Source organism: Mycobacterium sp. ST-F2 (genome assembly GCF_001905655.1).
In the GTDB taxonomy this organism is placed as follows: domain Bacteria; phylum Actinomycetota; class Actinomycetes; order Mycobacteriales; family Mycobacteriaceae; genus Mycobacterium.
This window is the reverse complement of the sequence record NZ_JMHT01000017.1, coordinates 122099-134169: the sequence shown is the minus strand read 5'-3', so window position 1 is coordinate 134169 and position 12071 is coordinate 122099. Positions and strand designations below refer to the sequence as shown.

Sequence of the window (12071 nt, the reverse complement as noted above, 5' to 3'; positions counted from 1 at the left end):
GTGCACGAAAATCCGCGTTCGGCGCGGATTTTCGTGCACAAATCACCTTTCGCGGCGTAGGACGAAGAAGTACGGCTGCGCTATGCCGCGCAGATCCATGGCGCCCAGGACGGCGTCGTCGGACAGCTTGCGGAAGACGTCGTTGATGGGCAGCTGGTCGTAAACCATTGTCGCGGTGTCGACTCCGCGGTAGCGGGTGGTCCTCAGGCGTGCCTTTGCCGAGCGGGCCTGCAAAAGTGGGCGTAGCGCGGTGATGGCCTTGGCGACGGGAAGCCGGTGCAGCATCGGGATTCTGGATGCGAGGCCGAGGCCGGAGAATGCCAGCACCGGGTTGAGCGGCCACAGCGACCGGCCGGAAGCGTCGGGGAACAGCAGCGGGTGCACCGTCTCGGTGTCGACGAACTGCTTGCCCCACCAGCCAGTGGCTTCCAGCAGCCCGTCCATCGGATGTCCGGTAGGCACTTCCGCACCGTGCCACGTGCCGATCATGAAGTCGGGTTCGACGGCCGGCGCGGCGTCGAAGATCTCGAGGGCTTCGGCCGTCGTTGTCGGCGGGGTGGGCAGCAATTCCTGCAAGAGCATGGCTACGACGATACTTGACACGTGTCAAGAATGGCAGTCGCGAGCCGCGCGAAAGTCATCGCCCGGCCGGCGCGACGTTGCGCTGGCCGGGCGATGGGTATCAGGCTTTTTCAGTACTCGACGTGGCCGAGCGGCAGATCCAGGTCCGCGGCGACCTGGCCGCACAGCAGCTGACCGTCGTGCGTCGACAGGCCCTTGGCCAGCGCGGCGTCGCCACGGCACGCCGCCTGCCAACCCTGGTCGGCGAGCTTGAGCACGTAGGGCAGGGTTGCGTTGGTCAGTGCGTAGGTCGACGTGCGCGGCACCGAGCCCGGCATGTTCGCGACGCAGTAGAAGACCGAATCGTGGACGGCGAACGTCGGATCGTCGTGCGTCGTCGGCTTCGAATCCTCGAAGCAGCCACCCTGGTCGATCGCGATGTCGACCAGCACCGAGCCCGACTTCATGTGGGCCACAGTCGAATTGGTGACGAGCTTGGGCGCCTTGGCGCCGGGGACCAGCACCGCGCCGATCACCAGATCGGCCTGCTTGACGGCCTCTTCCAGGTCCAGGCTCGAGGAGTACCGGGTGTGGATACGGCCGTTGAACTCGGCGTCGATCCGGCGCAGGGTGTCCAGGTTGACGTCGAAGACCGTGACCTGGGCACCCATGCCGCTGGCGATCTGAGCCGCGTGGAAGCCGGCCGTACCGCCGCCGATGACGACGACGTTGGCGGGAGCGACGCCCGGGACGCCGCCCATCAGGACGCCACGGCCGCCGTGGCTGCGCATCAGGTGGTAGGCGCCGACCTGGGCCGACAGCCTGCCTGCGACCTCGCTCATCGGGGCGAGCAGGGGCAGGCGGCCGTCGGCGGTCTGGACGGTTTCGTAGGCGATCGAGGTGGTGCCGGACGCCAGCAGAGCGTCGGTGCATTCGCGCGACGCGGCGAGGTGCAGGTAGGTGAACAGGGTCTGGCCCTTGCGCATGCGGTGGTACTCGGCCGCGATGGGCTCTTTGACCTTGAGGAGCAGATCGGACTCGGCCCAGACCTGGTCCGCCGTGGTGACGATCTGTGCTCCGGCGGCCTTGAAGTCGTTGTCCGTGATCGCAGATCCTTCGCCGGCCCCCGCCTGGATCAGCACCTCATGGCCGTGCTTGACCAGTTCTGCGACGCCGGCCGGGGTGATGGCCACCCGGTACTCGTTGTTCTTGATTTCGGTAGGGATACCGACGTGCATTGAGGTTCTCCTCGGGGGATCGGGGTGATGCCTCAAGTGTGAATAAACGTCGATCTACCCGCAATATTTGTGACTATAATTCTCAATATGGCACCTATTACTGAACGATCTTCGAAATCGGCGGCTCCAGAGGCCTCCCAGTCGAAGGATGTTCAGCCGGTGGAGCTCGATGACATCGACCGACAGATCGTGACCGCGCTGCACGCCGACGCGCGCATGCCCAACAGCGCGTTGGCGGAGCTGGTCGGGATCGCCGCGTCGACGTGTCACGGCCGGGTCCGCCGGTTGCAGGAACTCGGCGTGATCCGTGGTTTCCATGCCGACATCGACCCTGCGGCCATCGGATTGGGCCTGCAGGCGATGATCTCGGTGAGCCTGCAATCGGGTGCCCGGGCGCGCATCCGTGACTTCATCGCCCACATGCGCCGGCTGCCTCAGGTGATGGACGTCTACTTCCTGGCCGGCGCCGACGACTTCATCCTGCACGTCGCCGCGCGCGACACCCCGCACCTGCGCGCGTTCGTCGTGGAGAATCTCAACGCCGACGCCGACGTGGCCGGCACTCAGACCGCACTGATCTTCGAGCACCTGCGGGGCGCCTCGCCGCTGTGACTAGCTGCTGACCAGTTCCGGGTGGAACTTGGTCACCAGCCGGCGGATGCCGTCGCGCCAGTCCACCGAGGTGCCGCCGATCAATTCGTGCATGCGCGTGGTGTCCGTCGGGCCGCCGCGCAGCGCGTTCGGGTCCTCGGCGAACACCGGTTCGCGGCCGACCAGCTCGCCGATGTAGGCACACCATTCCTGGATGCTGACGGTCTGATCGCCACACCAGTTCACGGTGGTGGCGGGCACCGTCGCCGCGTCCAGGAGCTTGGGCAGCATGGCCAGGATGTCGTCTTCGTGGATCGGGTTGTACTGCGCCGGACCGCCTGGCGGCACCGGGATCGGGATGCCCGCCAGGATCATCTCCATCTGGTAGAACGGCCAGCCGCCGTTGTCGCCGTAGGGGACGTTGAACCTGGCGATGGTGGTCGGCAGGTCGAGCGCACGCGACATGGTGCGCACGACCGTCTCGCCCGCGATCTTGGAGATCGAGTAGGTGGGGAAGAGGTGCTTGTGGTTGTCACCCAGTGCCGCGGATTCGTTTCGGGGCTCGTCGCCCGGCGGGTCGTACACCGCGGCCGACGACGTGTGGAGGAATGCCTTGGCCTCGCGACAGTGCGCCATCAGCAGGCCCACCGATTCGGCGTTGGCCGCAAGGTCCTTGTCCCACCGGCCGCTCTTGGCCACCGCCAGGTTCACGACGTAGTCGAAATCGGTTGGCAGGGCGCTGAAATCGCCGACCGCGAGATTGACGGCCTCGCAGCGGACGCCGGCCTGCTCCAGGTCCTGTCGGGCCTGCGGGTTGTTGAACCGGGCGACGCCCCACACCTCGTTGTCGGCCGCCAGGGCTTTGGCGATCGGGGTGGCCACCTGGCCGGTGGCTCCGGTGATGAGGATCTTGGCGCCGCGCATAGGGCTGATCGTAAGGCGGCCGCTAGGGTTGACCTCATGCGAGTCGGAGTTCTGGGTGCCAAAGGCAAAGTCGGTGCGACCATCGTCGAGGGTGTGGAAGCCGCCGACGATCTGACGTTCACCGTCGGGGTCGACGCCGGCGACGAGGTGACTCTGTTCACCGACAGCGGCACCGAGGTCGTCGTCGACTTCACCCATCCCGATGTCGTGATGACCAACCTGAAGTTCCTCATCGACAACGGCATTCACGCCGTCGTCGGCACCACGGGCTTCACCGAGGAGCGCCTCGCCCAGGTGCGCGAGTGGGTCGCCGCCAAGCCCGACGTCGCTGTACTCATCGCCCCGAACTTCGCCATCGGCGCAGTGTTGTCGATGCATTTCGCCAAACTGGCGGCCCCGTTCTTCGAGTCGGCCGAGGTCGTCGAACTGCACCACCCGCAGAAGGCCGACGCGCCGTCGGGCACTGCCACCCGCACCGCCCAGCTGATCGCCGAGGCGCGAAAAGGCCTGCCGCCCAACCCCGATGCCACCAGCACCGGTCTGGAGGGCGCCCGTGGCGCGGACGTCGACGGCATTCCCGTGCACTCGGTGCGGCTGCGCGGACTGGTCGCGCACCAGGAAGTGCTGTTCGGCACGCAGGGCGAGACGCTGACCATCCGGCACGACAGCATCGACCGCACGTCGTTCGTGCCCGGCGTGCTGCTCGGCGTCCGTGAGGCGGCCAAGTACCCCGGGCTGACCATCGGCATCGAGACCCTGATGGGGCTGTGACGCGACGGTGATGACCAAACCGAGTTCGCAGGTATTACGTATCCAGCTGGTCGTCGCATTCCTGTGCGTCGCGCTGGTGGTCTACTTCGTGATGCTCGGGCGCTCCGGCGTCATCCTCATGCAGTCCGGGGAGGCCGCCGCGATCGGGCTGGGCATCGGCATCTTCGTGCTGCCGCTGATCGGCCTGTGGGCCATGGTCGCCACGCTGCGGGCCGGTTTCGCGCACCAGCGGCTGGCCCGGTTGGCGCACGACGAGGGCGTCGAGCTCGACATCAGTGAGCTGCCTAAGCGTCCGTCCGGCCGCATCGAGCGCGACGCCGCCGACGCATTGTTCGAGTCGGTGCGCGACGAGGTCGAGGCCGCACCCGATGATTGGCGGGGCTGGTACCGGCTGGCCCGTGCCTACGACTACGCGGGGGACCGGACGCGGGCCCGCGAGACCATCCGCAAGGCCGTCCGCCTGGAGCAGGCATCACGATGAAACTCCTTGTCGTGCACCACACTCCGTCTCCGAATTGTCAGGAGATGTTCGAAGCGGTGCTTGCCGGAGCGACGGACCCGGAGATCGAGGGCGTCGACGTGATGCGCCGTCCGGCGCTGACGCTTTCGGCTGCCGACGTGCTGGAGGCAGACGGCTATGTGTTGGGATCGCCGGCCAATCTGGGCTACATGTCGGGTGCCCTGAAGCACGCGTTCGACCAAATTTATTACCCGTGTCTGGATTCGACCCGCGGCCGGCCGTTCGGGTTGTGGCTGCACGGCAACGAGGGCACCGAGGGCGCCGAGAAGGCGGTCACCTCCATCACCACCGGACTGGGCTGGGTGAAAGCGGCTGAGTACGTGGTGGTTTCGGGCAAACCCGGCAAGGCCGACGTGGAGGCGTGCTGGAACCTGGGCGCAACAGTCGCCGCGACGTTGATGGGGTAGCGCCGGCCGGGCGTCGGCTAGGGTGATTGACGTTTGCGTCGATCAGTGAGGAGCCGACCATGGGAATCGCGGACCTGGCGTTGGGAGCCGCGCCACTGGCCGGAGGCGCGCTGCTCGGCGCCGTCGCGGGCAACCTGAAGCCACCGGACGTGCGGGCCGCGATCAAGGCCGACATGGACCTGCTGGACCGCATTCCCGCTGAGCAGACCGAGCGTCGCGCAGAGCTGCAGCGCACCATCGACATGCGGATCGACGAGGTCATCACTGCGGTGGACCGCAGCCGCCAGCTCAAGTCGACGGCGATCGGCTACGCGTTCAACCGCGAGGGCCGGTTGCGCGACATCCTGGTCTTCATTCTGGCCGTGCTGTTCACCATCATCTGGTGGAACCTCAAGCACTCCCGCACCGGCTGGCTGCCGATGTTCATCGCGCTGATCGTCTTCACCGCGCTGTCCGGCTGGTACGCGCTGCGCGGCATCGTCCGGGCGTTCTCCTCGGTGCTGCACCGGGACAAGAAGGCCGGGGACGCCGCTCAGTAGTGGTAGGTGTCCGACGGCGCCGACACGTGGTCAGGGTCGTCGCCGAACATCGACGGGTGGATGCCGTACGCCTTCGCCAGATCCAAAATCTTGTTGGCGCGGGCGATACGCGGCAGGTCCGAGCCGTTGCGGATTTCGCCGCCATCGCGCTCGAACTCCGCGAAAAACTCCTGCGCCCAGGCGATCTCGTCCAGTGAGGGCGACAGTCCCTCGTTGACCGTCGCGCACTGCTCCGGCGTCAGGCAGATCTTGCCGGTCATACCGAACTCGATGGAGACCGCGGTGGCCTCGCTGAGTTTGCGCGAGCTGGACCCGATGGTGGGGCCGTCGATGGCGCCGGGCAGGTGTGCGGCCTTGGCGGCGATGGTGAACCGCGAGCGGGCGTAGGCCAGCGTCGCCGGGTTGTCGCCGAAGCCGGTGTCGCGACGGAAGTCGCCGATACCGAACGCCAGCCGGAACGTGCCCTTGGCCGAGGCGATCTCGGTGATGCGCTCGAGCCCGCGGGCGGTCTCCACCAGCGCGACGATTGGAACATTGGGCAGCCGCTTGGCGGTCTCGGTGACATGGTCGACCGACTCGACCATCGCCAACATGACGCCGCCCACCGACGTCTTGGACAGCATCTCCAGATCGTCGGCCCACCACGGCGTGCCGAAGCCGTTGACGCGCACCCAGTCGGTGTTGCCGTCGCCGAGCCAGCGCGCAGCGTTGTCCCGGGCCGCGTCCTTGTCCTTGGGTGCTACCGCGTCCTCGATGTCGATGATGACGATGTCGGCGCTGGACCGGGTGGCCGGCGAGAAGCGGTCGAATTGCGCTCCGTTGACCAGGAGCCAGCTGCGCGCGAGTACCGGGTCCAGTCGGGATCCGTGCTCGTTGGCGTCAGGTTCGTAGGTGCTGGTCTGGTCATACACCCGTCAATCGTCCCGCACAGTGGGAGTCGGGCCCGCCCCGGGGGTTACTTCAGCGCCGCGCCGAACACCCGCTCCATCGCATCCCAGTGCCGCTGCGCCGCGGATTCGTCGTAAGCGCCGACGTTGTCGGGCACCGCGAAGCCGTGCGCGGCGGGATAGAACTCGACAGTGTGGTCGACGCCGGCGTCGGTCAGCGCGCGGTCCAGAATCTCGCCCTGCTCGGCGGTGAACGACCCGTCGTTTTCGGCGGCACCCACGTAGACCACCGCGCTGATCTGGTCGACGCGCAGGTGCGGGCTGTCCTCGGTGTCGGTGACCAGGCCGCCGCCGTGGAACGACATCGCCGCGGCGACCCGGTCGGGCAGCCGGCCCGCGACGATGAACGACGTGCGGCCGCCCATGCAGTAGCCGGTGGTGCCGAACTTGTCGCCCGCCACATCCGACCGGGCGGCCAGATAGTCGAAGAACGCGGTCGCGTCGGCGGCCATGATGTCCTGCGTGACCTTGCGCATCATGCCGAACAAGCGGCCCCGCTCGGTCTCATCGGTGAACGCCGTGGCCATGTTGAACGGGGCCCAGCCGGCGTCGCGGTAGTAGATGTCCGGCACCAGCACCACGTAGCCCAGGGCGGCGAGGCGCGCGGCCATGTCGTCGAAGGTCTGCCGCGGGCCGCCCGCGTCGGGGTACATGACCACCGCGGGCCACGGGCCGGTGCCTTCGGGGGTCGCGACGGTGACGGCGCAGGTGCCGTCGGCGGTGGTGATGGTGTCCTTGGTCACGGGCATGGCTTCCGTTCTACTCCCCGCCCCGGAACGTAAGCTGAGGGCGTGGCTGTGCCGACCCCTTACGAAGACCTGCTGCGCCTGGTGCTGGAACAGGGCACACCCAAGTCCGATCGCACCGGGACCGGCACCCGGAGCCTGTTCGGCCACCAGCTGCGCTACGACCTGGCCGCCGGGTTCCCGCTGCTGACCACCAAGAAGGTGCACACCAAGTCGGTGATCTACGAACTGCTGTGGTTCCTGCGCGGCGACTCCAACGTGCGGTGGCTGCAGGAGCGCGGCGTGACCATCTGGGATGAATGGGCCTCGGAGACAGGCGAACTCGGTCCGGTGTACGGCGTGCAGTGGCGGTCCTGGCCGACGCCGTCGGGCGAGCACGTCGACCAGATCAGCGCCGCACTCGAGATGCTGAAGACCAACCCCGACAGCCGGCGCAACATCGTCTCGGCGTGGAACGTCGGCGAGATCGCCCAGATGGCGCTGCCGCCGTGCCACGCGCTGTTCCAGTTCTACGTCGCCGACGGCAAGCTCAGCTGCCAGCTGTACCAGCGCAGCGCCGACCTGTTCCTCGGCGTGCCGTTCAACATCGCCTCGTACGCGCTGCTGACGCACATGATGGCCGCTCAGGCGGGCCTCGAGGTCGGCGAGTTCGTCTGGACCGGCGGCGACTGCCACATCTACGACAACCATGTCGAGCAGGTGCAGCTGCAGCTGTCCCGCGAGCCCCGGCCGTACCCGGAACTTGTTCTGGCGCCGCGTGATTCGATCTTCGACTACCAGTATGAGGACATCGCGATCGTCAACTACGACCCGCACCCCGCCATCAAGGCTCCCGTTGCGGTCTGACGCTGTCGGGGCCCGGGGGCTCTGGTGACATGTTCGATTTGGACCCGTCAACTTTCCCTGACCAGTCAAGGAAAGTTGACCGCTTCAATTCGCAAGTGCCACAGGAGAGCCGACACGCCGACTGCGACACGCAGGGGGACGGCGCGGTGAAGCTGATCTGGGCGCAGGGCAACGGCGGTGTCATCGGCCGCGACAACGACATCCCCTGGCAGCTGCCCGAGGACATGGCGCACTTCAAAGAACTGACACTCGGCTCCACGGTCGTGATGGGCCGGCTCACCTGGGAGTCGCTGCCGGAGCGGTTCCGCCCGCTGCCGGGCCGCCGCAACGTCGTCGTCAGCCGCGACGCGGGTTATGTCGCCGAAGGCGCCGAGGTGGTGACGTCGTTGCCCGCCGAGATCGACGGCTGGGTGATGGGCGGAGCGCAGCTGTACGCTCTGGCGCTGCCGGCGGCGACGCTGTGCGAGGTCACCGAGATCGACGTCGACGTGCCCGACGGCGACGCTTTCGCGCCGGCGTTGGACGACTCCTGGACCGTCACGCACAGCGAGTGGCAGACCAGCAAGACCGGCCTGCGCTACCGCTTCTGCACCTATCGGCGGTAGCCGGCGAGCCGCCGGACGTCGGGGTCGGGATCGTGGGCGGCCAGGTCGGTGATCCGGGCGCTCAGCGCCGCGACGTCGTCGGGGTCCAGACCCTCGGGTCCCATGGGGCCGATCAGTTCACCGAGGACGACGACGGCGTGCCGGCGGATCAGCGGCTCGGCATGGTCGAGCCCCGCCCGGGCGCCGGGGAGGTCGGCGGCGTCCAGCGTGCAGTAGCCCTGGCCGGGAGCCAACTCATCCGCGATGAGTGCCGCGACACTCGGGTCGGCGAGCCCGGCGGCCAGCAGCGCGTAGTCCAGCGGCCGATGGCTGCGGCCGTGATCGCGGAACGACCGGTACGACGCCGTGACGGCGGCCGCGCGGGTTGCCGCGGGCAGGTCGCTCTCCAGCACCTGGGGTCCATAGCCCAGCCGTCCCAGCGCGGTGGCCGCCCAGTCGTGGCCGGGGCCGGGCAGGGGCACCGCCGCCCATAGCGCGTCGAGCACTTCGGGCGACGCGACATCGAGGTCCGCCAACAGCTTGGCGCCGAGCCAGGCGGTGTCCCGGCGCTTCAACGCCGCGATGGCGACGGGAACCGCGGCACCGCCGAGCTCCAGCAGGAGTGCCCGTGCGCGTTCCTGGCCCAGGTCGCCCGGCGGTCCGGGTACCAGTCCGGCAGCCGCCGCCAGCGCGGCCACCCGCTGCTCGACCGGCAGCGCCAGGATCGCGTGCTCGGCCGCGGCGGCGGCGACGTACTCGGGGAAATGTCGCTGCAGTTCGGCGGATGTCAGCGAGCGCACCAGCAGATCGCCGTCCTCGTCGTCGAGGTAGACGACGACGTCGGCCGGCAGGGTGCCGTCGGCCACCAGCGTGGCTCGCACGCCTGCGGCGATGGTCAGCATCGCCTGCGCGAACCGCTCCCAGGCCTGGTCCCACTGGGCACGTGGCAGGCCCGACACCGCCTCGACCAGCCGGTCACCCCAGTCGCCGGCGGTCTCGCTCCACTCGTAGTCCTGGTGCTCCCAGTCCGGTGGGCTGAACCGGCAGGACGGCTCCGGCACCGTCTGCTCGGTGGCCAGGGCCAGATTGGGCAGGTAGATGACACCGGTCGTCTCAGCGTAGAACTCGCTGAACGCCACCGCGTACGGCTGTTGCCCTGCGGCCGCGCCGGCCAGCGCGCGCACCGCCGTGACCGCGGCGGCGGTCAGGTCGGTTTCGAATCCCGCCCAGTCGAACCGCACAGATGCCTACGCCTCTGCCGGCGTCACGTCGGCGCCCGTGCCCTTCACCGAGGACTTCGCGCGCTTCTCGGCGCGCACGGTCTTGCCATTGCGCACGAACCCGGTGGGGGAGACCGCCGCCGACAGCAGGGCATCCTCACCGCCGACGAACGGGTGGAAGCCCACGCCGGCGCCGCCGCGGCCCTTGACCGGGATGTCGGCGACTTCGGTTACCTTCCAGCCCTTTTCGGAGGTCGACAAGATGGCTTCGCCGTTACCGCACGTGATCGGCAGTGCGGCGATGACCTCGTCACCGTCGCCGGCCAGCTTCACACCGGCCACGCCATTGCCCGCCGCGCCCTGTGGATTCACCGCGGCCGGGTCGATGCGCAGAATCTTGCCGCGCCGCGTCACCAGTGCCAGGTGATGGCCCGGCGTCAGCACGCCCGAGCGCAGCAGCCCTGTGATGTCCGGGGCCACCGGGATGTCGCGCGTCTTGAACGGCAGGCCATTGCCGTTGGTGAACTTGATGCGCCCGTCGGTCCACACCGCCCAGCCCAGCCCGGCGGACAGCAGGTCGCCGTGGCTGTCGGAGAACACGCCCCGATCGTCAAGGCGCCAGTTGGCGTTGACTTTTCGCTCACGCGGGCCGTCGTCGTCGGAACTCGAGGCCGTCGGCGTGCCCTCGAAGTCCAGGACCGTGCGGCGGTCGAATTCGGGCCCGGCGAACAGCTTCGCCGTCTCCTTCAGTTCGTTGTCGATCACCACGCGCCGAGCATCGGGGTTCGCGACGAGCTCGGTGAGCTCGGCGAATTCGGCATCCAGCTTGTCCGCCTCGGCCTGCAGCTCGATGACGTCGAGCTTCGTCAGACGTCGAAGTTGCAGTGCCAGCACGTAATTGGCCTGCTCCTCGTCGATGCTGAACCGCTCCTGCAGCCCGCGGCGGGCGTCGTCGACGGTGTCGGAGCCGCGGATGACCGCGACGGCCGCGTCGATGTCCAGGTGGATCTTCATCAGGCCGGCGACCAGATGCCTGCGGGCGGTGACCTTATCGAGCCGGTACTGGCTGCGGTGCAGGACCACCGAGTCGCGCAGGTGCAGGAAGGCGCCGATCAGCTCGCGCACCGTCCACCACCGCGGCACGCGGTCCTCGTCGAGCGCCACCAGGCTGGCGGCGAACGTCGACTCCAGCGGGGTCAGCGCCAGCAGCTGGTCGCGGATGGTCTCGGCGGCGTGACCGCGCTTGGCGGTGACGACGATCCGCAGCCCGTTGCGACGGTCGGTCAGGTCGGACATGTCGGCGACGCCGGCCAGCTCGCCGGACTCGACCAGCGCCCGAATCCGGTCTTGCACAGTGTTACTCGCGACACCGGGCGGCAGCTCGGTGATCACGACGTTCTTGCCGTCGACCGACAGGGTGCCGCGCACGGTGAGCGCACCGCGGCCGGTGGTGAGGTACTCGCGCAGCCCGGCGGTGCCGACCACCGTCGCCCCACAGCCCCAGTCCGGGCCGGGGATGAGTTTGGCCAGCCGGTCGTCGGTCATGTTCGGGGTCTTCAGCAGCGCCCGGCAGGCCGCCATGATCTCGCGCGGATTGTGCGCGGGCACCTTGGTGGCCCAGCCTTCGGCGATGCCGACGGCGCCGTTGCACAGGAGCACCGGCCACTGGGCCGGGAGCATCGTGGGCTCGATCCATTCCCCGTCGAATGTGGGCACCATCGGCACCGCGTGGTCGTCGAGTTCGGCGGTCAGCGCCGCCCCGGGGGCCGACAGCCGCATCTCGGTGTACCGGTCGGCGGCCGGGATGTCACCCTGGATGCGCGGGAAAGCGCCTTGTCCGTCAATGACTTTCACGCGCTGGAACTCGGCGGCCATCAGCGCCGCCGCGCCGTACATCGACGCGCCGCCGTGCGGGTGCAGGTTGCCGGTGACGGCCGAGCAGACCTTCGACGACTTCTGCGGCTTGTTGCCGGGCAGCAGTTTCGAGTCGTGCATCTGGTACAGCAGCCGGCGCTGGCCCGGCTTGAGGCCGTCGAACGCCGACGGGATGGCGCGGTCGCTGACGCTGTAGAGCGCGAAGGTCAGCTGGTAGTGGTTCCAGTAGTCGTCGGCGCTCTGGTCGAGGACCAGGTCCTGATTCTGCTCAGGAACGTCCAGGGTCGAGGTCACAGTTGACT

14 protein-coding genes are annotated in these 12071 nt (G+C 68.3%); 7 read left to right on the top strand and 7 right to left on the bottom strand.

The genetic code is table 11. The features are described 5' to 3' along the window. Positions 1-42 precede the first annotated feature (42 nt). Together EB75_RS08225 and ald are read right to left on the bottom strand one after the other, a co-directional pair. Positions 43-582 (bottom strand): DUF4334 domain-containing protein, encoded by a 540-nt coding sequence (locus EB75_RS08225; protein WP_073694918.1) that lies wholly within the window; start codon positions 580-582, stop codon positions 43-45. Positions 583-692: 110 nt separating this feature from the next. Beyond that, a complete protein-coding gene (gene ald, locus EB75_RS08220; RefSeq protein ID WP_073694917.1) occupies positions 693-1799 on the bottom strand; it encodes an alanine dehydrogenase in 1107 nt (368 codons plus the stop codon). Positions 1800-1886: 87 nt separating this feature from the next. Here ald and aldR point away from each other — a divergent pair, with 87 nt between their 5' ends. Further along, positions 1887-2411, top strand: coding sequence for an HTH-type transcriptional regulator AldR (gene aldR / locus EB75_RS08215; protein ID WP_073694916.1), 525 nt, complete (start codon positions 1887-1889; stop codon positions 2409-2411). On the opposite strand, the gene EB75_RS08210 is transcribed toward aldR, so the two are convergent. Beyond that, entirely contained in the window at positions 2412-3314 is a 903-nt protein-coding gene (locus EB75_RS08210; RefSeq protein WP_073694915.1) for an NAD-dependent epimerase/dehydratase family protein, read from the bottom strand. Between the two features lie 36 nt (positions 3315-3350). Between EB75_RS08210 and dapB the strand changes: the two genes are divergently transcribed. The 4 genes from dapB to EB75_RS08190 are packed head-to-tail and all read left to right on the top strand — an operon-like array spanning position 3351 to position 5551. After that, the gene (gene dapB / locus EB75_RS08205; protein WP_073694914.1) at positions 3351-4085 is read left to right on the top strand and encodes a 4-hydroxy-tetrahydrodipicolinate reductase; all 735 of its coding nucleotides are present in this window, start codon (positions 3351-3353) and stop codon (positions 4083-4085) included. A 10-nt stretch (positions 4086-4095) separates the two neighbouring features. Then, positions 4096-4566, top strand: a complete 471-nt coding sequence (locus tag EB75_RS08200; protein ID WP_073694913.1) for a tetratricopeptide repeat protein — start codon at positions 4096-4098, stop codon at positions 4564-4566. Then, the gene (locus EB75_RS08195; protein ID WP_073694912.1) at positions 4563-5012 is read left to right on the top strand and encodes a flavodoxin family protein; all 450 of its coding nucleotides are present in this window, start codon (positions 4563-4565) and stop codon (positions 5010-5012) included. The genes EB75_RS08200 and EB75_RS08195 overlap by 4 nt, the downstream gene beginning before the upstream one ends. 59 nt (positions 5013-5071) lie before the next feature. Continuing rightward, the gene (locus EB75_RS08190; protein ID WP_073694911.1) at positions 5072-5551 is read left to right on the top strand and encodes a hypothetical protein; all 480 of its coding nucleotides are present in this window, start codon (positions 5072-5074) and stop codon (positions 5549-5551) included. Here EB75_RS08190 and EB75_RS08185 read toward each other — a convergent pair. Together EB75_RS08185 and EB75_RS08180 are read right to left on the bottom strand one after the other, a co-directional pair. After that, complete coding sequence (locus EB75_RS08185; RefSeq protein WP_073694910.1) at positions 5545-6462, bottom strand: HpcH/HpaI aldolase/citrate lyase family protein; 918 nt, start codon at positions 6460-6462, stop codon at positions 5545-5547. The genes EB75_RS08190 and EB75_RS08185 overlap by 7 nt on opposite strands. Positions 6463-6506: 44 nt before the next feature. After that, complete coding sequence (locus EB75_RS08180; RefSeq protein ID WP_073694909.1) at positions 6507-7247, bottom strand: dienelactone hydrolase family protein; 741 nt, start codon at positions 7245-7247, stop codon at positions 6507-6509. 42 nt (positions 7248-7289) lie between these two features. Between EB75_RS08180 and EB75_RS08175 the strand changes: the two genes are divergently transcribed. Both EB75_RS08175 and EB75_RS08170 read left to right on the top strand, forming a co-directional pair. Beyond that, positions 7290-8090: a thymidylate synthase gene (locus EB75_RS08175; RefSeq protein ID WP_073694908.1), complete on the top strand. Its 801-nt coding sequence runs from the start codon at positions 7290-7292 to the stop codon at positions 8088-8090. 146 nt (positions 8091-8236) lie between these two features. Beyond that, positions 8237-8695 carry a dihydrofolate reductase gene (locus EB75_RS08170; protein WP_073694953.1) on the top strand — a complete coding sequence of 153 codons (459 nt, stop codon included), beginning with the start codon at positions 8237-8239 and terminating at the stop codon, positions 8693-8695. Here EB75_RS08170 and EB75_RS08165 read toward each other — a convergent pair. Continuing rightward, positions 8683-9915: a DUF4303 domain-containing protein gene (locus EB75_RS08165; protein WP_073694907.1), complete on the bottom strand. Its 1233-nt coding sequence runs from the start codon at positions 9913-9915 to the stop codon at positions 8683-8685. The two genes, EB75_RS08170 and EB75_RS08165, sit on opposite strands and share 13 nt — an antisense overlap. 6 nt (positions 9916-9921) lie before the next feature. Continuing rightward, positions 9922-12063, bottom strand: coding sequence for a DNA gyrase subunit A (locus tag EB75_RS08160; RefSeq protein ID WP_073694906.1), 2142 nt, complete (start codon positions 12061-12063; stop codon positions 9922-9924). Positions 12064-12071: the final 8 nt, after the last annotated feature.